The following is a 21412-nucleotide window of genomic DNA, read 5'->3' on the forward strand; positions in this document are numbered from 1 at the left end:
AGGCGTCCGGCCGGCGCTTTGCACTACATTGGTGCAATGCGCATGACGACCGCCGTCCTTCCCTCGCTCGAGAGCCTTGGCACTCCGGTGGCCTGGGCCGATGCCGACGGCCGCGTGCAGGGGGTCAACCCGGCCTTCGCGCGCTGGCTGGGGGTCAGCGCCCGGCGCGTGCAGGACCAGCCGCTGGCGTCGCTGGAGATGCAGGGCGACGCGATGGCGCGGTTCCTGGTCAACCAGGAACGCGACGTGCTGCGCCTGCACCGGGTGGCGATCGGCCTGCCCGGCGAGAGCCCGCGCTTCGCCGAGGGCTGGCTGACCCGCCTGGACGATGGCGGCTGGCTGCTGGAAGCGCACCCGGTCGACGAGTTCCCCGCGCTCGATCCCACCCACGCGCTGCCCAGCGCGCTCAGCGCCGCGCTCAAGGGCCTGGCGCACGAGCTGCGCAACCCGCTGGCGGGGCTGAAGGGCGCGGCGCAGCTGCTCGCGCGCCGCGCCGCCAACCGCGACCAGGACGAGCGCGAGCTGATCGACCTGATCGGCGCGGAGATCGAGCGCCTGAACACCCTGCTGGAACGGCTGCTCTCGCCCGCGCCCGCGCGCCCGCACGAGGGCCTCAACATCCACGCCGTGCTGGAACGCGTGCTGCGCCTGGCCGAGAGCGAGGGCGGCTGGTCGGTGCGGCTGCAGCGCGACTACGACCCGAGCATCCCCGAGATCCTCGGCGACGCCGACCGCCTGACCCAGGCCGTGTGGAACCTGGTGCGCAACGCGATCCAGGCCGGCGCCAGCGTGGTGACGCTGCGCACCCGGGTCGAGCACGGCCAGCGCATCCGCGACCGCGTGCACGCGATGTCGCTGCGGTTGGAGATCGTCGACGACGGCGGCGGCGTGCCGGAGGAACTGACCGAGCACCTGTTCCTGCCGCTGGTGAGCGGGCGCGCCGAAGGCAGCGGCCTGGGCCTGGCGCTGGCGCAGCAGGTCGCGCGCGAGCACCACGGCACGCTGACCTTCCGTTCGCGCCCCGGGCATACCGTTTTCACCCTGCTGCTGCCGCAACTGAGCGGCGAGCACGAGAAGGAGCACCTCCATGGCTGACGTCGATACCGCCTCGCACCGCATCTGGGTGGTGGACGACGACCGCTCGGTACGATTCGTGCTGTCGACCGCGCTGCGCGACGCCGGCTACACCGTGGACGGGTTCGACAGCGCCTCGGCGGCGCTGCAGGCGCTGGCGGTGCGGCCGATGCCGGACCTGCTGTTCACCGACGTGCGCATGCCCGGCGACGATGGCCTGACCCTGCTCGACAAGCTCAAGTCGCGCCATCCGCAGCTGCCGGTGATCGTGATGTCCGCCTACACCGACGTGGCCAGCACCGCCGGTGCGTTCCGCGGCGGCGCGCACGAGTTCCTGTCCAAGCCGTTCGACCTGGACGATGCGGTCGCGCTGGCCGCGCGCGCGCTGCCCGATGCCGACGAGCAGGGCGCGGCGGGCGCGGTCCCGCCGATCGCGGAAGGCAGTACCCAGCTGATCGGCGATACCCCGCCGATGCGCGCGCTGTTCCGCGCGATCGGCCGGCTCGCGCAGGCGCCGCTGTCGGTGCTGATCAACGGCGAGACCGGCACCGGCAAGGAGCTGGTCGCGCGCGCGCTGCACAACGAGTCGCCGCGCGCGCGCAAGCCGTTCGTCGCGCTCAATACCGCGGCGATCCCGGCCGAGCTGCTGGAGAGCGAGCTGTTCGGCCACGAGGCCGGTGCGTTCACCGGCGCGACCAAGCGCCACAACGGCCGCTTCGAGCAGGCCGACGGCGGCACGCTGTTCCTCGACGAGATCGGCGACATGCCGCTGCCGCTGCAGACCCGGTTGCTGCGCGTGCTGGCCGAGAACGAGTTCTTCCGCGTCGGCGGGCGCGAGCTGATCCGCGTCGACGTGCGCGTGATCGCCGCGACCCACCAGGACCTGGAGGCGCTGGTCGAGCAGGGCCGGTTCCGTGCCGACCTGCTGCATCGCCTGGACGTGGTGCGGCTGCAGCTGCCGCCGCTGCGCGAGCGCCGCGCCGACGTGGCGCAGCTGGCCGAGAACTTCCTGGCGATGGCCGCGCGCAAGCTCGACACGCCGCCCAAGCGCCTGTCGGCGGCCGCGCTGGAGGCGCTGCGCCGGCACGACTGGCCGGGCAACGTGCGCGAGCTGGAGAACGTGTGCTGGCGCCTGGCCGCGCTCGCCACCGCGGACGTGATCGACGCCGGCGACGTCGATGCGGCGCTGTCGCGCAACCGCCGCCCGGCGCGCGTGGCCGAGGAAGGGGAATGGGACGTGCTGTTGGCGCACTGGGCGCGCCAGCGGCTGGACGAGGGTGCGCAGGGCCTGCACGCCGAGGCGCGCGAGCGTTTCGACAAGGCGCTGCTGGAGGTGGCGCTTCAGGTCACGCAGGGGCGGCGGGCGGAGGCGGCTGCGCGGTTGGGGGTGGGGCGGAATACGGTTACGCGCAAACTGGGACCGGGCAGGAGGAGGCGTTGAGGGAGTGGGGGTTTTTACGCTGTCTGTCCCGATCACGTTCTTTCTCGTTGATTGTTTCCTCGCGCTGGCGCTCCTGCCCGCCGCCTTTCTCGCGATCCATCCCATTCGCGCAATTTCCCCAAACGTAATCCCACCGTCGTCATTCCCGCGAAGGGGGATCCATTGACGTTGCTTTTGAGGCCTTTGGCAAGGCGCTATTCGCGTTGGCTATCGATGACATCGCCGGAGGCGCTCGGCATCGTGGGAGGCTGGCGCTTTTGTGGGAGGGACTTCAGTCCCGACACTTGGCCGGTACAGCCCGTCGGGACTGAAGTCCCTCCCACAATCACTACTCAAGGCGAACAGCGCCTTTGGCAATGGCACCAAGGGCAAAGCTTTCGCCTTCCGGCGAGTCACTTCAACGGCAAAATCACGAGCAGCAGCAACAGCAACAGCGCCGTTACGGATTGCAATGATCCTCTTGCCGCCGTCCCCTACTCGGAAGCGCCCCGCACGCCGGGCAGCGCCAGGAACACCGTGCTCCACAGTTGCGCGGCATTGGACTCGTCGGCGTCGCCGTGGCGTTGTCCGAACGGCACGACGCGGTAGTGGCCGTCCTCGTACGCCCAGGACCACAGTTCGGAGGTGCGTACCTCGGGCGTGGCCTCGATCGCCTTCCATAGTTGCCGGCGCGCTTCGGCGATGCGGGCGCGGGTGGCGGCAGGCAGGTCTTCGCGGCGCTGCTGGCGCTCCAGGCCGGCCGCCAGCAGGGCCTGTTGCCACGACCACACCACGGTGCCGTGGTAGGCGTCCGCGCCGAACGCCGGCTGCAGCGCGGGGGCGTATGCGGGATTGGCGACCAGCAGGCCGATGCCGGTCATCAGCCCGGCTGGAAAGGGGCGCAGCATCGATGCGAGCAGCCGCTCCACTTCGGCGGCCGGGGGATCCAGGAACAACAGCGCGAAACCGCCGTCGGAGTTCAGCACCGGCACCGGCTGGCCGTCCGCCTTCAACGCGAGCGCGTCGAAGCGCAGCGGCGCTTGGCCCAGGGCGGACAGCGCGGCGGACGGGTCCACGCCGATGCGCCGGGCATAGGCGGTCACGGCCGCGCGCGCTTCGTCCGGGGTGCGTTCCAGCGCGAACAACGGCGGGGCGTGCTCGCGCCAGCGGGCCGCCATGGCCTTTGCCGTGGCGAGCTTGCGTGCCTGCCCGGCCTCCAGGTACGGCCGCAGCGCGGGCAGCGCCGCCAACCGCGCTGCAGCCTCGAGCGCGGCCGGCACCAGCACCGCGTTGACGTTGTACGGGTAACGGCCGCCACCGAGCCCCTGTTCGCTGTCGCGCCACTCGCCGGTGGGATGGCCCGGGAGCAGGCCGACCAGGTTGTCCAGGCGCGGCTCGGCGGCGAAGGCGGCGGTGCGATCGACCACCCAGGCGAGATTGCGTGCCAGGGCTTCGCCGTAGCGTTCGCCGCTCGTCGTGGTGCGCGCCAGGAACTCCGCGGCATGGGCCCGGCCGTCGGCGCTGTCGAGCAACCATGCCGCTGCCACCGGCGCCAGCATGAAGTCGTCGTCGATCATCTTGTAGTCGTACAGCGGCGTGGCGTCGCCGCGCCGGCCCGCGGCGCGGTGCCGCAACACCGCGAACTCGCCGATGTCCTCCTCGTGCGCGACCTCGCCGTCGCGATCCAGGCGCTCCAGGACGGAACCCAATCCGGCCTCCACCGCCTCGGGCGCCAGCGCGGGCAGCAGCAGGCGCAGCGAGAGCAGCGTGTCGCGGCCGAAATAGGTATCGAAGCGCCAGGAGCCGGCGAGCAGCTTCTCCCGGTAGGCGAGGAACTCCAGCGCCTGCCGGCTGCGCGGGTCGGTGCCTGCCTCGGCGGAGAACAGCTGCGCGGGCGTGAGCGGCGTCAGCGGCGTTTCCCCGGTCAGGGCGACGATGCGCAGGCGCAGCGGCGCGTGCGCGGGCGCGTGCAGCACGACCGGGCGCCCCGCGCCGCCTTCCGCGCGGCCATCGAGCACCTCCACCTCCAGCGCGTAGCCGGCGGCGCCGTCGAGGCGATCGCGGCTCCAGCGCAGCCGTTGCGGCTCGATCCCGGGCTGCACCTCCGAACCAGCGGGCTGGGTGCCCTTGGCCTGCACGTCGCGCAGCACGCGGATGCTGCCGAGCGCGGCGGTCCTCACCGTCAGCGTCGGCGCGTCCACCGTGGCTTCCAGCGAGATGCCGCGCAACGGCCGGCCTTGCCCGTCGCGGCGCTGCACGCCCTGCAGCTTGCCCCGGAGCCGCCAATGCACGGGCGCCGCGGTCGGCTCGAACCACAGGCCGGCGCCGCTGTTGCCGGCGGGGAACGCGACCAGCAGGCGCGGCCGCGCGCCGTCGCTGAGCAGGGCGTGCGCGGCGATCTCGCCTTGCCGGTAGAAGCGGTTGTCGATGTCGCCCTCGCGGATGTCGAAACGCAGGGGCGATGCGCCGGCGGCCGGCGTGTCGACGGCGGAAGGCGTGGCGGCGCCCGCGGCGCCGGCGGTGGAAAGCAGCATCAGGACGGCCAGCCAGCGCATGCGCGCGGCCCCGGCGTTGCGGCGGAGAAGGGGCATGCGGGGATCCGTGGCTCAGAAATCGTAGGTCAGGCTCAGCAGCAGGTTGCGCCCGAGGATCGGCCGCGCGTAGAAGGCGCCGGACAACCCCGTGCCCTCGGCGAAGCCCGAGCGGGGATTGCCTTCGGTCAGGCCGACCTCGTTGGTGATGTTGTCGAGGTTGGCCTGCAGCATCCATTGCGGCGCCAGCCGGTAGGAAAAGCCGGCGCTCCACACGCCATAGCTCGGCAGCTCCAGGGTGTTGGCGATGTCCGAATAGATCTTGTCCACGTAGTGGTAGGAGACGTAGACCTCGCCGCGGCCGTCCGGCAGCAGCAGGCTCGGGGTCACGGTGACGTTCACCGGCGGCGTGCGCTCGGGCTTGTTGCCGTCGAACAGGCGCGCGAAGCCGGTGCCCTGGTCGTTGGTGATCTGCACCTCGGACTTCTGCACCACGCCGGTGGCCTGCAGCTGGAACAGCGCCACCGGCTTCCACGTCACGTCGAACTCCACGCCGTTGGAGACGATGTCCGAGTAGAAGCGCACCTCGGTGGCCGCGCCGGGCGGCAGGCGCGAGAACAGGAAATCCTTGTACGTGGTGCGGAAGCCGGTCAGCGACGCCGTCAGCGTGCGGTTCTGGAAGCGCACGCCGACCTCGCCGAAGTCGATCTTGACCGGGTCGAAGCGGCCGTTGGCCTGGAAGCCGCGCGCGTAGCGCGCATACAGCGAGAAGTTGTCGCTGAGCAGGTAGGTGCCGCCGAGCGTGGCCGCGGTCTCGTTGAAGCCGCTGTCGTAGCGGTTGTAGCGGCCGGTGAAGGCGCCGCCGCCGAACTGCGCCAGGTAGTTGTTGGCGATGACGTCGTCCACGTCGTTGCCGGCGGCGTCGAACGCGCCCGCCACCGGCATCATCGCCTGCGAGATCCCCTCGTCGAAGCGGATGTCGTAGTGCTCCTGGCGGATGCCGCCGTCGATGCGCAGGCGGTCGGTGACCTGGAACTCGTCGTTGAGGTACAGCGAGTAGGAATCGGCCTTGTAGCGGTTGTTGCTGTCGCCCCAGCTGCTGTAGTTGAGCAGGCCGTTCTCGGTGAGGTAGCCGACCACGTTGCCGGCGGCGTCGAGCGCGACGATGTCCATCCGGTCCGGGCGGTCCCGCACTTCGCTGACGAAGGTGGAGGCGCCGATGTTGGAGTCGCGCACCCGGCTGTGGAAGTACAGCAACCCTGCGGTGAACGTGTTGCGCTCGCCCTCCCAGGTCAGGCTGGCGTCGTTGACGAACTCCTCCACGTCGCGGCGGTTGGAGCCGGTGATGCTGTGGGTGAGCAGGCCGTTGCCGTTGAGCGCGTCGAGCGCGCCCGCGCCGGCGATGACCTCGCCGGTGCGCACGCGCTGCAGGCCGGCCTGGACCGCGCCCTGCGCCGCGAAGCGGTCCAGCAGCACCCCGATGTCGGCGAAATTGTCGCGGTCCAGGCGGTAGGTGGCCGGCACCAGCGAGGCGTTGTCGGAACTGAACACCGCGTTGAAGCGGCTCTTGAAGTCGGTGTAGCGGCCCTTGGAGCGGAAGGTCAGGCCGTCGTTGATGTCGTACTCGAAGTGGTAGCCGGGCGCGAACGCCTGCACGTGCACGCCGTCGCGCGCGTCGTTGCGGCGCCACGCGCTGCCGCTGGCCGGCGAGGTGCGCACGTCCATCGTCGCGTTGTCGCGGCTGAGCATCGATCCGCTGTTGGCGTCCAGGCCGGGCAGCGAACGCGGGTCGCCCGGGTCCTGCAGCGGGATCGGCAGCAGGAAGGTGTTGTGGTCGTTGACCAGCTTCAGGTCCAGGCCGAACTCGCCGCGGTCGAACATGCGGCCGATCGCGGCGCGGAAGATGCCGCCGTGGTCGGCGGTGAAACCGGGGTCGCGCACGCCGTCGGAGCGGCGATAGAAGCCGCCGACGCTGTAGTGCCAGTCCTCGTTGATCGGCCCGCCCTGCCACAGGTCGACCCGGCGCGTGCCGAAGTCCGACAGGGTCAGGCGCACCGTGCCGGCCGGTTCCGCGCCGGGCTTGCGGGTCAGGAAGTTCACCGTCGCGCCCGCGCCGTTGACGGTGAGGATGCCGGAGGTGCCGCCGCGCACCGCTTCCATGCGGTCGATGCTCACTTCCTGCTTGAGGATCGTGTCGGCCAGGGCATTGGTGTAGAACACCGGCAACCCGTCCTCGGACAGCTGCACGAACTGCTGGCTGCCGCCGGGCATGCCGCGCACCGAGAAGTTGTTGGAGATCTCGCCGCCGGAAGCCTCCACGAACATGCCCGGGATCATCTCCAGCGCCTGCGCGGTGCTGCGCGGCGACTTGCGGTCGAGCGCGGCGCGGTCGGCCACGGTGATCGCCGAGGAGGATTCCAGCACGGTGCGGTGCGCGGCGGTGGTACCGGTGACGATCACCGCATCGAGGGTCTGCGCGCCGTTCGCCGGCGGGGCCTCGATCACCAGCACGTTGTCGCCGGCCGGGCGCGCGCGCAGGCCGGTGCCGGCGAGCAGCAGGCGCAGCGCCTCGTCGGTGCCATGGCTGCCGGCGAGCGCGCTGCTGCGTTTGCCGGCGACCGTGGCCGGGTCGAAGACCAACTGCTGGCCGGTGGCGCGGCCGAACGCGATCAAGGCCTCGCCCAGGTCCTGGGCCGGGATGTCGAAGGCGATGCGCGAGGCCGGCGCCGCCGGGGCCTGGGCCAGCGCGGCCAGCGGCATCGCCGAAGCCAGCAGGGCCGACTGCAGGCAGGCACGGATGGCGTTGTGCTTCAAACGAGTGGGCAATCGCATGGGGCTCTCTCTCCGGTAGACGACGGCGCATGGCGCCGCTGCTACCAGGGAAGACGCACGAGAGCGGCGAACCCACACCTGCCCCGCGCCGGGCCGAGCGGCCCGGACCGTCCTCAGCGCCGTTCCAGCACCGTGGTGTCGCCGCCGCTGCGTGCGTGCAGCGGCAGCAACGCGGTCACTCCCGAGACGAAGGCGGCGCTGTCGCCGGCCTTGAACATGCCGCTGATCCTCAGCTCGGCCAGGTTCGCCTCGCCGAGCTCCAGCTTCATCTTGCTGTAGCGGTTCACGCGCGCGATGGCCAGGTCCAGCGGCTCGTCGTGGAACACCAGCAGGCCGTCGCGCCAGGCCTGTTCCTGGCCGGCATCGATGCGGGCGACCTGGCCGCCCTGTTTCCGCGGGCCGCCGGTCCAGGCCTGCCCCGGCGTCAGCCGCTGCATCGACCGGAGGCTCGCGCTGCCCGTGCGGGCGCGCTCCACTTCGACGCTGCCTTCGTACAGCACCACCCGCACCTCGCCGGCGAGCCGTTCCACGCTGAACTGGGTGCCGGTGGCGATCACCCGCGTGTCGTCGGCGCGGACCACGAACGGGCGCGCCGGCTGCTTGGCGACCTCGAACGCGGCCCGCCCCTGGCGCAGCCGCAACTGCCGCAGCTGCTCGCCGTAGCGCACCTCCAGGCGGGTGTCGGCATCGAGCGTGACCCGCGAACCATCGTCCAGCACGACGGTGCGGCGCTCGGCCAGGTCGGTGCGATAGACCTCCGGCGCCAGCCTCCACCACAGCCCCAGGCCGACCAGCGCCAGGCAGGCGGCCGCGGCCAGCGCATACCCGGCACGATGGCGGCGGCGCGAGCGCGCCGCATCCTCGCGCGCGGCCCGGCGCAGCGCCTGCATGCGCGGGTGCTCGGCCGCCGCGCCGACCGCGTGCCAGGCCTGGCGCGCCCGTTCCAGCAGGCGCGCGTGCTCCGGGTCGGCGTCCAGCCAGCGCGCCAGCGCCTGCTGCTGCGCTTCGGACAAATCCCCCGCGGACAGGTGCAGGCACCACTCGGCGGCGGTCTCGGCGGCGGATGCGCTTCTCATCAGGGCTGCTCCAGCCGCGCGCTCAGCACGGTCATCGCGCGCAGCAGGTGCTTCTGCACCGCGCTGACCGAGATGCCGTAGCTCCTGGCGATGTCCGCCTGGCTGCGGTTCTCCAGGCGGAACTGCAGGAAGATCGCGCGCGTGCGCGGCGGCAGGCCTTCGAGCGCGGCGACGACCCCGTCCAGCGCCTGCTGGCCGGCCAGCACCCGCGAGGGATCCAGCATTTCCACTTCATGGTCGGGTTCGGACGAGGCGTGCAGGCGATGCAACGCCCGCACCTTCTCGCGGCGCGCGCGGTCGCGCAACAGGTTGGTGGCGCTGCGGAACAGATAGCCGTCTTCGTGGGCGCGATGTCCGGCCGGCGAGGCGGCCAGATTCGCGAACACCTGGTGGGTCAGGTCCTCGGCCTCGCTGGGATCGGTGATGCGGCGGCGAAAGAACGACAGCAGCGCCGGCCGGTACCGCTGGTACAGCGCCGTCATCGAGCCGGCTGGCCATGCTGTCGCTGCGTGCCGCGCGCGCAGTTTCCGGGTGGTCATGACGCCGGGACTATAGGTCGGGGCCGCGGGCAAGGCTTGACACATTGCAGCAAACACCGCGGCGGCGCGCGTTAGACTGCCGGGCTGCGGCTTCGCTCGCGCCTTCATGGACCGTGCACGCCGCGCTGCCTAGGTTTGTCCGCCAAGGAGACATTCGATGCGTCACCGAACCCATGCCATCGCGGGAGCCGCCGTGCTGGCGCTGCTTGGAGGCTGCAGCAGCGCGCCGCCGCCGGCGCCCGCCCCGCCGCCGGCGACCACGGTCGTGCCCAAGGTGCAGCGCGCCGAGGCCGCATTGGCATCGGCGTCCGGCAGCCTGGTCAGCGGCCGGGTCGTGCTGTTGCCGGCGGTGCAGGGCCTGCGCATCACCGGCACCATCGGCGGATTGCGCCCGGGGCGCAGCTACGGCTTCCACGTGCACGAGCGCGGCGACTGCAGCGCGGTGGATGCGAGCAGCGCGGGCGCGCACTTCAACCCGACCGCCGCGCCGCACGGCCGCCCGGGCGCGACGCCGCACCACCTCGGCGACATGGACAACCTGGTGGCCGACGACGAAGGCGTGGCCCAGCTGGACCGCGTGTTGCCGGGGCTCAGCCTGGGCACCGGCCGCGCCGACGACATCCTCGGCAAGGCGATCGTCGTGCACGCCGATCCCGACGACTACCGCAGCCAGCCGGCCGGCAATTCCGGCGTCCGCCTGGCCTGCGGCGTGATCAGGGCCGCGTCCCGCTGAGCGGCCATTCCCCCTGGGCTCCGGCCCTGTCCCGTAGAGGAGAACCACGCATGCGCACGATCCCGACCCTGCTTTTCATCGCCACCACGTTGGCGCTGGGCGCCTGCAAGCGCGAAGAACCCGCACCGGCGGCCGAACCCGCCGCGACGGCCGACCAGGCGGCCGCCCCGGCCGGCGAGGACCGCGCCTCCGAGCCGCCCGCGCAATCGGGCACCACGCAGCCGGCGCCCAGCAGCGCCACCGCCGAGCTCAAGCCGACCCAGGGCAGCACGGTGAACGGCAGCGTCACCTTCAAGATCGTCGACGGCGCGCTGCGCGTGAGCGGGCAGGTCACCGGCCTCAAGCCCAACAGCGAGCACGGCTTCCACATCCACGAGAAGGGCGACTGCAGCGCGCCGGACGGCTCCAGCGCCGGCGGCCATTTCAATCCCGCGCAGAGCGAGCACGGCAGCATCGCCCACGATCCGCACCACGGCGGCGACATGCCGAACATCGTCGCCGACGCGCAGGGCAACGCGACGATCGACGGGCCGGTGTCCAGCAACGTGAACCTGGGCAAGGGCGATTCCTTCGACATCGCCGGCCACGCGGTGATCGTCCATGCCGATCCGGACGACTACAAGACGCAGCCCACCGGCAACGCCGGCGGCCGCCTCGCCTGCGGCGTGATCACCACCAATCCGTGAACGCGCACAGGGAGCCGGCCTCGCCCGGCTCCCTGCGGATGGCAGGCGGATCAATACGCCATGTGCACCAGCGGGAACGGCCTGCCGGCCGAGTCCGTTTCCGAGCGGCCGACGTCCTTGAAGCCATAGCGCGAATAGAACCCATGCGCGCGCGGATTCTGCTCGTTGACGTCGACGGTGAGACGCGGGTGCAGGGTCCTGACATGGTCGAGCAGGCGCGTGCCGGTACCATGCCCTGCCAGTTCGGGGTCGACGAACAGCATTTCCACCTGCGCGCCGTCGATGCCGATGAAGCCGGCGATGCGGCCCTGCGCCGTCTCCTCGATCCACACCGCGACATTCGGCAGATACACGTCCCTGACCTGCGGATAGAGGTCCGCGATGTCCTGTTCGCTCAGGAAAGCGTGGGTGGCGCGCACGGCGCGATGCCAGATGTCGACCAGGATGGGATCGTCCGCGGCGACGCGAGCACGGATGTTCATAACACGCTCTAGGGCATTTTCGGAATCGAGCGACGACACATGGGATGACTGTGGGACGCGGGATCCGCAAGCACCCGAAATGAAAATGCGCTACGCGCCGGCCAGCGCCGCGCGGGCGTCCTCGCCGTTCTCGATGTGCACGTACAGCACCGGGATGCCGTGCGCCTCCAGGACCGCGGCCATCTGCCGCTGGCGGGCGAGGAACTGCTCGTATACGCCGCGCAGGCGCTCGCACTCCTGGCGATCCTGCCCGTAGTGCGCGCACCAACTGGCGGGATCGAACAGCGCCATGCGCACTTCGCCGCCGGCGTAGCGCAGCAGCGGCTCGGGCGGGGCATCCAGCCATTCCTCCTGCTCCGGCGCCAGCAGTGCGACCTCGATCAGCGGCCACAGCGCTGCCAGGCCCTGGTTGTCGTACTGCATCGACATCATCGCGGCCAGGTCGTGCACGGTCAGGTAGCGCGCGTGCTCGATGCGCGCGCCGAACGCGTCCTGCGCCAGCAGTGCGGTATCGGCCTGGGCCATGCCCTGCGCCAGCAGCACGTCCTCCAGCGCGGCGGCGACCTGCCGCACGATGGCCGGGTCGCCGCTGAGCAGGAACGGCAGCACGCGCAGGCTGCCGCCGCCGAGCGTGGCATCGGCCTGGAACGGCAGGGGGACCTGGCCTTGCGCGTCGGCGCCGAAGGCGAGCACGCGCGGTCCCTGGTTGCGGCCGGGAGCGCGCGCCTGCAGTTCGTCGAGCCGGCGATGCATCGACCAGCCCGGCCGGAGCACCTCGGCCGGATCGAAATGCGCCGCGGCGAAGCTCAGCTCCAGCTCGCGCACCTGCGGCACCCACTGCGCCAGGTCGCGGCCGACCCGCTCGGCCAGCGCGCCGGCCTGGTCGGAGGAAAGCGCGGCCACGCGCGGGACGGTGCCGCCGGCCAGTTCGAGGGCCAGTACGCCGAGGGCGGTGGTGCCGAGGTCGCTAGTGCTCATGGTTCGCGGTTGGCCCATCACGGGGTCGAGGCTACACTTCGGCCATTATGCCTGCCGTCCCCGTGCAGGCCACCCCGAGTCTTCCTTCCATGCCAGGTCCCTCGATGTCCTCTCCTCGCCCCGTCGCCATCCTGGGCGGCGTCCGTATTCCGTTCTGCCGCCAGAACACCGCCTACTCGGACGTCGGCAATCTCGGCATGTCGGTACGCACGCTCGGCGCGCTGGTGGAGCGCTTCGGGCTGCACGGGCAGCAGCTCGGCGAGGTGGCGATGGGCGCGGTGATCAAGCATTCCTCGGACTGGAACCTGGCGCGCGAGGCCGCGCTGTCGTCGGGGCTGTCGCCGCTGACGCCCGGCATTACCCTGCAGCGCGCCTGCGGCACCTCGCTGGACACGATCATCCACATCGCCAACAAGATCGCGCTCGGCCAGATCGACTCGGGCATCGGCGGCGGCTCGGACACCACCTCGGACGTGCCGATCGTCTACGGCAGGAAGCTGCGCGCGCGCCTGCTCGCCGCCAACCGCGCCAAGACCACCGGCGACAAGATCAAGGCGATGCTCTCCGGCTTCCGCCTGGGCGAGCTCAAGCCGGAATTCCCCGGCGTGGCCGAGCCGCGCACCGGCAAGAGCATGGGCGACCACTGCGAGGACATGGCCAAGGAATGGAACATCTCGCGCGAGGCGCAGGACGAATGGGCGGTGTCCTCGCACAAGAAGCTGGCCGCGGCCTACGAGAGCGGCTTCTTCGAGGACCTGATCGCGCCGTTCCGCGGCGTCAGCCGCGACAACATCCTGCGCCCGGATACCTCGGTGGAGAAACTGGCGACGCTGAAGCCGGCGTTCGACAAGGTCTCCGGCCGCGGCACGCTGACCGCCGCCAACTCGACCCCGCTCACCGACGGCGCCGCCGCGGTGCTGCTGGCCAGCGACGAGTGGGCGCGCGCGCACGGCCATGAGCCGCTGGCCTACCTCCGGGACGCGCAGGTCGCCGCCGTCGATTTCGTGCATGGCGAAGGCCTGCTGATGGCGCCGACCGTGGCGGTGCCGGAGATGCTCAAGCGCCAGGGCCTGGTCCTGCAGGACTTCGACATCTACGAGATCCACGAGGCGTTCGCCGCCCAGGTGCTGTGCACGCTGCGCGCCTGGGAGAGCGAGGACTACTGCCGCAACCGGCTCGGCCTGGACGCGCCGCTCGGCCGGATCGACCCGGCCAGGATCAACCCGCTGGGTTCCTCGCTGGCGACCGGCCACCCGTTCGCCGCCACCGGCGCGCGCATCGTCGCCACCGTCGCCAAGGAGCTGAAGCAGCGCGGCGGCGGCCGCGCGCTGGTGTCGATCTGCACCGCGGGCGGCATGGGCGTGGTGGCGATCGTCGAACGCTGATTTTCCTGCGCAGCGGGAAAATCGCCCGAGCTCCTGCTTCGCAAAACCTCGGGCCCCGGCTCCGTGGCTTCCAAATCCGCCTTCCGCGCGCCCCCTTGAACTGCAGGAGGCTATGCGCCGGATAGCGCAGCGGCGCGCGCCGCGATGGGACTGGTATCAGCCGCGCAGGCGCGGATGGCCGAACTCGTCGCGTTCCTCGGGGACGGCCTCGTCGGCGATGCGTTGCTGCAGGTCGCGCAACGCAAGGTCGAGCGCAGGTTCGCCGCGCGCCACGCGCAATGCGTTGGCGTAGCACTGCTGGGCGGTGCGGTCCTGGCCGGCGGCGGCGAAGCCGTGGCCGAGTTCCTCCCAGCCTTCGGCGCCGGCACCTTGCGCGATCGCGCGATGCAGGAACTCCTCCGACTGCGCGGCCTGGTGCTGGTGCCGGGCCAGGCGGCCCAGGGTCAGCAGCAGCGCGGGGCTGTCCGGATGCTGGGTCAGCCAGCGTTGGGCGCTGGCGCGGCGCGAGTCGTACTTCTCCATCGGCAGCAGGCCGTACAGGCGCGCCAGCGACTCGTCCCAGCGGCCGTCCAGCGCCTGCTCCAGGCTGTGCAGGGCGGCATCGTCCCAGCGCAGCGCGGCGGCACGCGAGGCATAGGCCGCCGCGACCGACGGCATCGTGCGCAGCGACTTGGGGACGCTTTCCCAGCGCACGGCCAGGGCATTGGCATCGCCGGCCTGCTGCAGGGCCTGCGCGGCCAGCCGGGTTTCCAGCTCGCCATAGGCCTGTCCGGCCAGGACCTGCTGCTGGCGCAGCGCGCCCAGCTGGCCATAGGCCTCGTCGGCCCGTCCGATCCGCGCCAGCGCCTCGGTGCGCAGCAGCAGCCCGCGCGGCGGCAGCGGTTGCGCGCCGGCCACGTCGAGCGCGTTGATCGCGTCCACCGGGCGGTCCTTCGCGAGCAAGCGCTCCGCCTGCAGCAGCGCGTGGGCCTGCGGGTCGCGCTCGCCGAGCCTGCGCGCGAACGCCTCGACCGCGGCATCGTCGCCGCGCGCGTCGGCCACGCGCACCGCGCTGGCCAGCGCGATCGCGCCGACCTCGTCGTCTTCGCTGGCGGCCGCCAGCAGCTTCTCGGCCCTGCCCCACTGGCCGTGCTCGGCGGCGCGCAGGCCTTCGATCAGGCGGGCGCGGCCCTTCTTGCGGCGATAGCGGTTCCAGGTGCGGAACGGCAGGCTGAGCAGCGTCCACAGCAGCCACAGCACCAGCAGCGCGATCACCAGCAGCAGCAGCGCCTGCGGGCCCGGCGCCACGTAGTCGTTGCCGCCGGCGCGGACGATCACTTCGCCGACGTCGTAGCTGGTCTGGCGCGAGAGCCATTGCGCGCCGAGCACGCCCAAGGCCACGGCGACCAGCAGGATCAGCAGGGTACGCAGCGGTTTCATGGTCCGTTCCTCCCTTCACGCATGGCCCGCAACTGCAGCAGGGTGCTGCCCAGTTCGGGCGTGGCCGGCCGCAGCGGGGCATGCTGCAGCCGGGTCAGTTCGGCACGCAGGCGACGCAGCGCCGCGCTGTCCGGCCACAGCCGGACGAGCCAGCCGTCGACCCGCGCCAGCGCCTGCTTCCAGGCCGTGGCGTCGCCGCGCTCCAGCGCCGCGCGCGCCAGGCTGATCTCGATCTGCAGCGAATCGCGGGCGCCGATCCGCTGGGACTGGGCGACCAGCACGTTGCCGCGCGACGGGCGCACCTGGACCAGCGGCGAGAGCAGCTTCTGCCACCAGGGGCGCGCGTCCCCGGCCGCATCGGCCGCCTGGGCGGGCAGCGCGTCGAGTTGCCCGACCAGGCGTTCCAGCTCGCCGCCCAGCGCGGCCTGCGGGCCGGCGCCGAGCGCATCGAGCGCGTTGCGTTCCTGCACCAGGGTCTGGCGCACGTTGAGGTATGCGGGATCGTCGATGCCGGCCAGGGCGCCGGCGGCCAGCGCATAGGCCCTGCGCGCGCCATCCAGGTCGCCGGCGATCGCCAGCCGCTGCTGGCCCTGGCTCAGCAGCAGTTCCACTTCGTCCAGCCGCAACGCCTGCGCGCCGTGGCGGCTGGGATCGGCGAGCTTGGAGACCGTTTCTTCCAGCAAGGCGCTGCGCTGGCCCAGGCCGAGCATCTCGTCGCGCAACACCCGGTTGGTGGCCGCCGCGTCCTGCAGGCGTTCGCTGGTCGCCCGCTGGTCGCGGCGCAGGGTCTCCAGGGTCTGGTCGAAGGCTTCCCAGCGGCGCTGCTCCTCGCCGGCCACGCGGTCGCGCTCGGTGGCGTACGCATGCCAGGCGCGCCAGCCGCCCCAGCCCGCCGCCGCAAGCACGACGACGACCACGGGCAGCATGACCCATGCCCATCGCGGTCGTCGTGGAGTACTCGGCGTCGGATCCATGCGGCCTCCTGGCTGTGGCACGGCGTTGGAAGCCGCCGGCGTCGCGCAACAGCATGGCGTGCGTCGCGTCGCGACGGCAAGACGCGCGCGCGCAATGGCACGTCCTAGTTCAGCCAGGTATGCGCGGTGTCATCGCCGCCGCGGCGGCTTTCGCGAGCTGCGCGGGCATCGGGCCTTCGGCGCGGTGGACCTCGATGAACCCGTGCTCATGCGCGTACGCGGCCAGGCGCTCGCTGGCCGCGACCACCGGCCGCCGGCGCAAGGCCTGGAGCGCATCGGCGGGCAACTGGCGCAGCAGGAGTTCCAGCGCCTCGCCGCTGCTGAGGGCGAGCACGCTACGGGGCAGGACGCGTTCCAGCCGCCGGATCGCCTGCGCCGGCAGCGCGACCGGAACCCGCCGGTAGACGTCGGCGCGCAGGACCGCGACGCCGCGGGCCTGCAGGTCGCGCGCGATCACGCCGCGCCCGCCGGGAGCGGTGACCAGCCCGATCGCGTCGTAGCGCGCAAGTTGCGGCAAGGCCAGCACGCCTTCGCTGTCCATCCGCGCGGGGGCGAGCACGTCGCGGATGCCGTGCCGGCGCAGCGCGCGCGCGGTGCCTTCGCCGACCGAGACCGCCTGGCGCAGCGCGCCGGCGAACGCCGGGTCGATCGCCTGCGCCGCCGCGACCGCGGCCGGGCTGGTGAACAGCGTCGCCGGGGCGCGCAGCGCGGCCTGCAATGCGTGCCGCGCGGCGGCATCGGGATCGTGCTCGATCCGCCATGGCGAGAGCGCCAGCAACCGCCCGCCGGCGCGCGCGCAGGCGGCGCGCAATCCCGCGTGCGCGCCGGCCGGGCGCAACGAAAGCAGGTACCAGTCATGTGCCGATGGGGTCATTGCGGGCATTATGCGAGCCCTTCGTCGTCCACGGTCGTTGTCCATGCTCCATGCCGATCGCCTGTCACCCGCGCTCCAGAACCTGCAACGGCACCTGGATGCGATGCCGCCCGTGGCGGCGATGCGGATCGCGGTCGCCGGCCTGGACGAGCGCGGCCTGTGCCTGCGCGCGCCGCTGGAGGCCAACGTCAACGACAAGCGCAACGCCTTCGGCGGCAGCCTGGCGTCGCTGATGACCCTGGCCGGATGGAGCTGGCTGAACCTGCACCTGCAGGCGGCCGGCGAGGTCGCCGACATCTACGTGGCCGACAGCCAGCTGCGCTACCTGGCGCCGGTCTACGAGGACCTGGTGGCGTGCGCGGCGCCGGCCGAGGGCCAGAGCGGGGACGCGTTCCTGGCGACCTTGCGCCAGCGCGGCAAGGCCCGCATCACCGTGCAGGCGCAGGTGACGCTGCAATCCGGCGTGGTCGCGGCGAGCTTCAGCGGGCGCTTCGTGGCGCTGGCCAAGCGCGAATGAGTACGATGGCGTCCTCTAGAGCGTGTTATGGACTTTGGGATGAGCGCGAAGCGGCCTGGGGCGTGTCGAGACAAGGCGTGCGCTGCAGCCCAGGCTGGCCGCCTGGGCAAAGCGCGCAACGCCGTATCGGCGCGCCCCAGGCCACTTCCCGGAGGGTGGGCCGTCAGCGGCACGGAGCCGGCGCCGCGCGGCTTGCCTTGGCCACCCGCCAAGGCGGCCCCACGCGACACCGGCTCCGCACCGCTGACGACCCACGCATTTCATTCCAAAGTCCATAGCACGCTCTAAGGGGATGCCTCGATGCGCCGACTCGCCTGGTTGTCGATCTGCCTGCTGCTGCTCGCCGGGAGCGCGCAGGCGCTGAGCCGTGCCCAGCAGCGCAGCCTGCAGGAAACGCAGAGCCTGTACGCCGCGGCGGTCCGCTGGAGCGACCTGGACCGCGCCGAGGAGATGGTCGATCCGGAATACCGCGAAAAACACCCGCAGACCGACCTGGAGCGGGCCCGCTACGAGCAGGTGCAGATTTCCGGCTACAGCGAGCTGCGCAGCGGCACCGAGGGCGAGGACCGGGTGGTGCGCGAGGTGGAGATCCGGCTGATCAACCGCAACACGCTGGCCGAGCGCAGCGTGCGGGTCCGCGAGGTCTGGCGCTGGGACCCCAAGGCCAAGCAGTGGTGGCTGGCCTCCGGCCTGCCCGACCTGTGGAAGGGCGAATGACGGCCGGCGCCGCGGTAACCGGCGCGCCCGCCGGCTGTGCGACAATCGCCGGCCCGCTTCATCGATCCCCGTGAGCCCGTGAATCTCGAAGAGCTGCAGGCCTTTGCCGGCCGCAACCCCATGCTATCGATCGCCCTGGTCGGCCTGACCCTCGCCATCATCGTCACCGAGATCGCGCGGCTGTTCCGCGGCTACAAGGCCGTCAAGCCGGTCGAGCTGACCCGCCTGATCAACAGCGACAACGCGCTGGTGGTGGACCTGTCGGCCGCCGCCGACTACGAGAAGGGCCATATCGCCGGCAGCCGCAACGCCGTGGCCGGCAAGTTCGACGCCGGACACAAGCTGGTGGCGGACCGCAAGTCGCAGCCGGTCGTGCTGGTCTGCCGCAACGGCACCGCCTCGGCGGCCGCGGCCAAGAAGCTCAAGCAGGCCGGTTTCGAGAAGGTCTACTGGCTGGAGGGCGGCATTCCCGCCTGGCAGCAGGCCGACCTGCCGCTGGTGAAGGGCCGCGCCTGATCCCTGCACCCTTGTGGTGGCGCTGGCAAGTCCCCATCGCTGTCATGAGATACTTGCCGTTTAGCAAGCGTTCCACCCACCGCATCACTTACCAAGAACCGTTTTCTGGAGTCCAGGAATGTCCGACGAAACCACCAACGGCGCCGCCGCGCCGGCCGAAGCCGCCGCCGGCCCCGCCTTCACCATCGAGAAGATCTACGTCAAGGACGTTTCCTTCGAGTCTCCGAACGCCCCGGCCGTGTTCAACGACGGCAGCCAGCCGGAGCTGCAGCTGAACCTCAACCAGAAGGTGCAGCGCCTGAACGAGAACGCCTTCGAGGTGGTGCTCGGCGTGACCCTGACCTGCACCGCCGCCGGCCGTACCGCCTACGTGGCCGAAGTGCAGCAGGCCGGCGTGTTCGGCCTGGTCGGCCTGGAGCCGCAGGCGGTCGACGTGCTGCTCGGCACCCAGTGCCCGAACATCCTGTTCCCGTACGTGCGCACCCTGGTCAGCGACCTGATCCAGGCCGGCGGCTTCCCGCCGTTCTTCCTGCAGCCGATCAACTTCGAGGCGCTGTACGCCGAGACCCTGCGCCAGCGCGCGCAGCAGGGCGAGGCCCCGTCGCTGGCCGATTCCGAGCCGGCCGGCAACGCCTGATCCGGGTTCCGATCAGCGGATGAGCGATCCGAAACGGAAAATCGCCGTCCTCGGCGCCGGCTCCTGGGGCACCGCCCTGGCCGCGCTGGTCGCACGGCACGGTCACCCGACCGTGCTGTGGGGCCGGGACGCGAAGGTGGTCGAAGCGATCGACCGCGACCACGAGAATCCCCGCTACCTGCCCGGCATCGCGCTCCCCGAGGGTTTGCGCGCGACCACCGACCTGGCCGCCGCCGTCGAAGGTGCCGGCTGGATCCTGGTGGTGGTGCCGTCGCACGCCTTCACCGAGACCGTGAAGGTGCTGGCGCCGCTGCGTCCGGCCGAGGCCGGCGTGGCCTGGGCGACCAAGGGCTTCGAGCCGGGGTCCGGGCGCTTCCTGCACGAGGTGGCGCGCGAGATCCTCGGCCAGGACGTGCCGCTGGCCGTGGTCACCGGCCCGTCCTTCGCCAAGGAAGTGACCCAGGGCCTGCCGACCGCGATCACGGTGCACGGCGACGATCCCGGCTTCACCCAGGTCGTGGCCGAGGCGATGCACGGCCCCGCGTTCCGCGCCTATACCGGCGATGACATGGTCGGTGCCGAACTGGGCGGGGCGATGAAGAACGTGCTGGCGGTGGCCACCGGCGTCGCCGACGGCATGCAGCTGGGCCTGAACGCCCGCGCCGGCCTGATCACCCGCGGCCTGAACGAGATGCTGCGGCTGGCCGCGGTGATCGGCGGCAAGCCCGAGACCCTGATGGGCCTGGCCGGCCTGGGCGACCTGGTGCTGACCTGCACCGGCGACCTCTCGCGCAACCGCCGGCTGGGCCTGGCGCTCGGGCGCGGGCAGAGCCTGCCCGATGCGGTCCGCGAGATCGGCCAGGTGGTCGAGTCGGTGCAGACCGCCGACGAGGTGATGCGCCAGGCCGAGGCGCATGGCATCGAGCTGCCGATCTCCAATGCGGTGCGCGCGGTGCTGCACGGCGAGATCACCCCCGAAGCCGGCCTCAAGGAACTGCTGGCGCGCGAACAGAAGCCGGAGTATCCGGATACGTTGTTCAAGTAAACCAGGGATGGTCCGGCCGGGCTCACCGTGGCTCGTCATTCACTGACGTAGTCGGTTATGCATTCTCAAAAAAAGCCCGGCCTTGCGGCCGGGCTTCGAGTGCGACGCGGGAGAGAGGACGCGCCGCAGACGCGCGGTGCGCTTACCAGCTGAAGCGCGGGCCGACCGACCATTCCTTGTCGCCGCCCTTGGCCATCTTGATGTCGCCGTTGATGCCCCAGTTCTGGTTGAGCTTCACCTGGCCACCGAGGCGGCCGTAGAACTCGCCGTCCGGGTTGACGCCGTGCTTCTTGGAGTAGTCCTCGTAGCCGGCCAGCGCGTAGACCTCGAAGTGCTGGCCGAACGCATTGCGCAGGCCGACCTCGGCGCTGTAGCCGTCGAAGTCGTACTTCACGCCGTTCGGCGAGCGGTCCGGGTTGAACTTGTTGTAGGCCACGCGGGCGACCAGGTCGGTGCTCGGGGCGATGGTGTAGTTGTAGCCGACGCCCAGGCGGTACTGCTGCACGTCGAGGTCGCTGTGGTCGAGCGACTGCTTGTTGTAGTCGCCGAACACGCTCCAGTTCGGGTGGAAGGCGTAGGAGCCCTTGAAGCCCCAACCGTCGGCGTCGCCGTTGTCGGCGTTCGTCTTGGTGTAGTTGCCCTCGACGTAGTTGTACGAGAGGTTGTCCGCGGCCGAGGCGGCGAACGGGAGGGCGGCGATCAGGCCGAGAGCGAGCAGGGAAGCTTTCATGTCGTTACCTCTTTATTGGTTATTACGGCGCTGAGGTCGAAGACCGTTCGCTGCCGAGATGTAAATTCTCCGTTAGCCGGCGGAATCGCCCCTGAATTCAGAACTGACCGGTACATAAATTAAAGGCCGGATTCAGGAACTTTTCGCGCGGAATCGGGCATGTCGTGGCCTGGATCCATGCCCGTGCGCGGCCCCATTGGTGAAAATTCCGTTGGCGCCGCACCCGCCCCACGGGGGCCGGAAACCG

General features: G+C 71.3%; 20 protein-coding genes. 10 read left to right on the forward strand and 10 right to left on the reverse strand.

Features of this window, described 5'->3' with window-relative positions; all coding sequences use genetic code 11:
- Positions 1–42 precede the first annotated feature (42 nt).
- Both FD678_RS14340 and ntrC read left to right on the forward strand, forming a co-directional pair.
- The gene (locus FD678_RS14340; protein ID WP_218569739.1) at positions 43–1095 is read left to right on the forward strand and encodes a two-component system sensor histidine kinase NtrB; all 1053 of its coding nucleotides are present in this window, start codon (positions 43–45) and stop codon (positions 1093–1095) included.
- Positions 1088–2515, forward strand: coding sequence for a nitrogen regulation protein NR(I) (ntrC, locus tag FD678_RS14345; protein ID WP_140724946.1), 1428 nt, complete (start codon positions 1088–1090; stop codon positions 2513–2515). The genes FD678_RS14340 and ntrC overlap by 8 nt, the downstream gene beginning before the upstream one ends.
- Positions 2516–2988: 473 nt before the next feature.
- Here ntrC and FD678_RS14350 read toward each other — a convergent pair whose 3' ends face one another.
- The 4 genes from FD678_RS14350 to FD678_RS14365 all read right to left on the reverse strand — a co-directional run bounded on the left by FD678_RS14350 (position 2989) and on the right by FD678_RS14365 (position 9415).
- A complete protein-coding gene (locus FD678_RS14350) occupies positions 2989–5085 on the reverse strand; it encodes a hypothetical protein (protein ID WP_140724949.1) in 2097 nt (698 codons plus the stop codon).
- Positions 5086–5100: 15 nt separating this feature from the next.
- Positions 5101–7857, reverse strand: a complete 2757-nt coding sequence (locus FD678_RS14355; protein WP_140724952.1) for a TonB-dependent siderophore receptor — start codon at positions 7855–7857, stop codon at positions 5101–5103.
- 113 nt (positions 7858–7970) lie between these two features.
- Entirely contained in the window at positions 7971–8933 is a 963-nt protein-coding gene (locus tag FD678_RS14360; RefSeq protein WP_140724955.1) for a FecR family protein, read from the reverse strand.
- On the reverse strand, positions 8933–9415 hold the full coding sequence (locus tag FD678_RS14365) for an RNA polymerase sigma factor (RefSeq protein ID WP_140724958.1): 483 nt from the start codon (positions 9413–9415) through the stop codon (positions 8933–8935). The genes FD678_RS14360 and FD678_RS14365 overlap by 1 nt, the downstream gene beginning before the upstream one ends.
- 214 nt (positions 9416–9629) lie before the next feature.
- Between FD678_RS14365 and FD678_RS14370 the strand changes: the two genes are divergently transcribed.
- Positions 9630–10205 carry a superoxide dismutase family protein gene (locus tag FD678_RS14370; protein WP_140724961.1) on the forward strand — a complete coding sequence of 192 codons (576 nt, stop codon included), beginning with the start codon at positions 9630–9632 and terminating at the stop codon, positions 10203–10205.
- 50 nt (positions 10206–10255) lie between these two features.
- Complete coding sequence (locus tag FD678_RS14375; RefSeq protein WP_140724963.1) at positions 10256–10891, forward strand: superoxide dismutase family protein; 636 nt, start codon at positions 10256–10258, stop codon at positions 10889–10891.
- A gap of 50 nt (positions 10892–10941) precedes the next feature.
- Here FD678_RS14375 and FD678_RS14380 read toward each other — a convergent pair whose 3' ends face one another.
- Entirely contained in the window at positions 10942–11373 is a 432-nt protein-coding gene (locus FD678_RS14380; protein ID WP_140724966.1) for an acetyltransferase, read from the reverse strand.
- Between the two features lie 90 nt (positions 11374–11463).
- A complete protein-coding gene (locus FD678_RS14385) occupies positions 11464–12351 on the reverse strand; it encodes a hypothetical protein (protein WP_177497809.1) in 888 nt (295 codons plus the stop codon).
- Positions 12352–12455: 104 nt separating this feature from the next.
- Here FD678_RS14385 and FD678_RS14390 point away from each other — a divergent pair, with 104 nt between their 5' ends.
- Positions 12456–13736: an acetyl-CoA C-acetyltransferase gene (locus FD678_RS14390; RefSeq protein WP_218569740.1), complete on the forward strand. Its 1281-nt coding sequence runs from the start codon at positions 12456–12458 to the stop codon at positions 13734–13736.
- 156 nt (positions 13737–13892) lie between these two features.
- On the opposite strand, the gene FD678_RS14395 is transcribed toward FD678_RS14390, so the two are convergent.
- The 3 genes from FD678_RS14395 to FD678_RS14405 all read right to left on the reverse strand — a co-directional run bounded on the left by FD678_RS14395 (position 13893) and on the right by FD678_RS14405 (position 17003).
- Positions 13893–15155: a heme biosynthesis protein HemY gene (locus FD678_RS14395; protein WP_140724977.1), complete on the reverse strand. Its 1263-nt coding sequence runs from the start codon at positions 15153–15155 to the stop codon at positions 13893–13895.
- A complete protein-coding gene (locus tag FD678_RS14400; RefSeq protein ID WP_218569741.1) occupies positions 15152–16081 on the reverse strand; it encodes a uroporphyrinogen-III C-methyltransferase in 930 nt (309 codons plus the stop codon). The genes FD678_RS14395 and FD678_RS14400 overlap by 4 nt, the downstream gene beginning before the upstream one ends.
- 157 nt (positions 16082–16238) lie before the next feature.
- On the reverse strand, positions 16239–17003 hold the full coding sequence (locus FD678_RS14405; protein WP_140724983.1) for a uroporphyrinogen-III synthase: 765 nt from the start codon (positions 17001–17003) through the stop codon (positions 16239–16241).
- 43 nt (positions 17004–17046) lie between these two features.
- Here FD678_RS14405 and FD678_RS14410 point away from each other — a divergent pair, with 43 nt between their 5' ends.
- The 5 genes from FD678_RS14410 (at position 17047) to FD678_RS14435 (ending at position 20435) form a co-directional block, all read left to right on the forward strand.
- Positions 17047–17520 (forward strand): YiiD C-terminal domain-containing protein, encoded by a 474-nt coding sequence (locus tag FD678_RS14410; RefSeq protein ID WP_218569742.1) that lies wholly within the window; start codon positions 17047–17049, stop codon positions 17518–17520.
- 300 nt (positions 17521–17820) lie between these two features.
- Positions 17821–18237, forward strand: coding sequence for a hypothetical protein (locus FD678_RS14420; protein ID WP_140724990.1), 417 nt, complete (start codon positions 17821–17823; stop codon positions 18235–18237).
- Positions 18238–18315: 78 nt separating this feature from the next.
- A complete protein-coding gene (locus tag FD678_RS14425; protein ID WP_177497811.1) occupies positions 18316–18753 on the forward strand; it encodes a rhodanese-like domain-containing protein in 438 nt (145 codons plus the stop codon).
- A 118-nt stretch (positions 18754–18871) separates the two neighbouring features.
- On the forward strand, positions 18872–19390 hold the full coding sequence (gene secB / locus FD678_RS14430; protein ID WP_140724995.1) for a protein-export chaperone SecB: 519 nt from the start codon (positions 18872–18874) through the stop codon (positions 19388–19390).
- 19 nt (positions 19391–19409) lie between these two features.
- A complete protein-coding gene (locus FD678_RS14435) occupies positions 19410–20435 on the forward strand; it encodes an NAD(P)H-dependent glycerol-3-phosphate dehydrogenase (protein ID WP_140724998.1) in 1026 nt (341 codons plus the stop codon).
- Between the two features lie 142 nt (positions 20436–20577).
- Here FD678_RS14435 and FD678_RS14440 read toward each other — a convergent pair whose 3' ends face one another.
- Positions 20578–21165 (reverse strand): OmpO family porin, encoded by a 588-nt coding sequence (locus FD678_RS14440; protein ID WP_140725001.1) that lies wholly within the window; start codon positions 21163–21165, stop codon positions 20578–20580.
- Between the last annotated feature and the right edge of the window lie 247 nt (positions 21166–21412).

This window comes from Pseudomonas sp. Hp2 (assembly GCF_006386585.1).
GTDB lineage: Bacteria > Pseudomonadota > Gammaproteobacteria > Xanthomonadales > Xanthomonadaceae > Pseudomonas_S > Pseudomonas_S boreopolis.

Excerpts from the sequence above, each read along its gene's own strand:
- FD678_RS14340 (WP_218569739.1), top strand. The coding sequence starts at position 43 with ATGACGACCGCCGTCCTTCCCTCGCTCGAGAGCCTTGGCACTCCGGTG.
- ntrC (WP_140724946.1), top strand. The coding sequence starts at position 1,088 with ATGGCTGACGTCGATACCGCCTCGCACCGCATCTGGGTGGTGGACGAC.
- FD678_RS14350 (WP_140724949.1), bottom strand. The coding sequence starts at position 5,085 with ATGCCCCTTCTCCGCCGCAACGCCGGGGCCGCGCGCATGCGCTGGCTG.
- FD678_RS14355 (WP_140724952.1), bottom strand. The coding sequence starts at position 7,857 with ATGCGATTGCCCACTCGTTTGAAGCACAACGCCATCCGTGCCTGCCTG.
- FD678_RS14360 (WP_140724955.1), bottom strand. The coding sequence starts at position 8,933 with ATGAGAAGCGCATCCGCCGCCGAGACCGCCGCCGAGTGGTGCCTGCAC.
- FD678_RS14365 (WP_140724958.1), bottom strand. The coding sequence starts at position 9,415 with ATGACGGCGCTGTACCAGCGGTACCGGCCGGCGCTGCTGTCGTTCTTT.
- FD678_RS14370 (WP_140724961.1), top strand. The coding sequence starts at position 9,630 with ATGCGTCACCGAACCCATGCCATCGCGGGAGCCGCCGTGCTGGCGCTG.
- FD678_RS14375 (WP_140724963.1), top strand. The coding sequence starts at position 10,256 with ATGCGCACGATCCCGACCCTGCTTTTCATCGCCACCACGTTGGCGCTG.
- FD678_RS14380 (WP_140724966.1), bottom strand. The coding sequence starts at position 11,373 with ATGAACATCCGTGCTCGCGTCGCCGCGGACGATCCCATCCTGGTCGAC.
- FD678_RS14385 (WP_177497809.1), bottom strand. The coding sequence starts at position 12,351 with ATGAGCACTAGCGACCTCGGCACCACCGCCCTCGGCGTACTGGCCCTC.
- FD678_RS14390 (WP_218569740.1), top strand. The coding sequence starts at position 12,456 with ATGTCCTCTCCTCGCCCCGTCGCCATCCTGGGCGGCGTCCGTATTCCG.
- FD678_RS14395 (WP_140724977.1), bottom strand. The coding sequence starts at position 15,155 with ATGAAACCGCTGCGTACCCTGCTGATCCTGCTGGTCGCCGTGGCCTTG.
- FD678_RS14400 (WP_218569741.1), bottom strand. The coding sequence starts at position 16,081 with ATGCTGCCCGTGGTCGTCGTCGTGCTTGCGGCGGCGGGCTGGGGCGGC.
- FD678_RS14405 (WP_140724983.1), bottom strand. The coding sequence starts at position 17,003 with ATGACCCCATCGGCACATGACTGGTACCTGCTTTCGTTGCGCCCGGCC.
- FD678_RS14410 (WP_218569742.1), top strand. The coding sequence starts at position 17,047 with ATGCTCCATGCCGATCGCCTGTCACCCGCGCTCCAGAACCTGCAACGG.
- FD678_RS14420 (WP_140724990.1), top strand. The coding sequence starts at position 17,821 with ATGCGCCGACTCGCCTGGTTGTCGATCTGCCTGCTGCTGCTCGCCGGG.
- secB (WP_140724995.1), top strand. The coding sequence starts at position 18,872 with ATGTCCGACGAAACCACCAACGGCGCCGCCGCGCCGGCCGAAGCCGCC.
- FD678_RS14435 (WP_140724998.1), top strand. The coding sequence starts at position 19,410 with ATGAGCGATCCGAAACGGAAAATCGCCGTCCTCGGCGCCGGCTCCTGG.
- FD678_RS14440 (WP_140725001.1), bottom strand. The coding sequence starts at position 21,165 with ATGAAAGCTTCCCTGCTCGCTCTCGGCCTGATCGCCGCCCTCCCGTTC.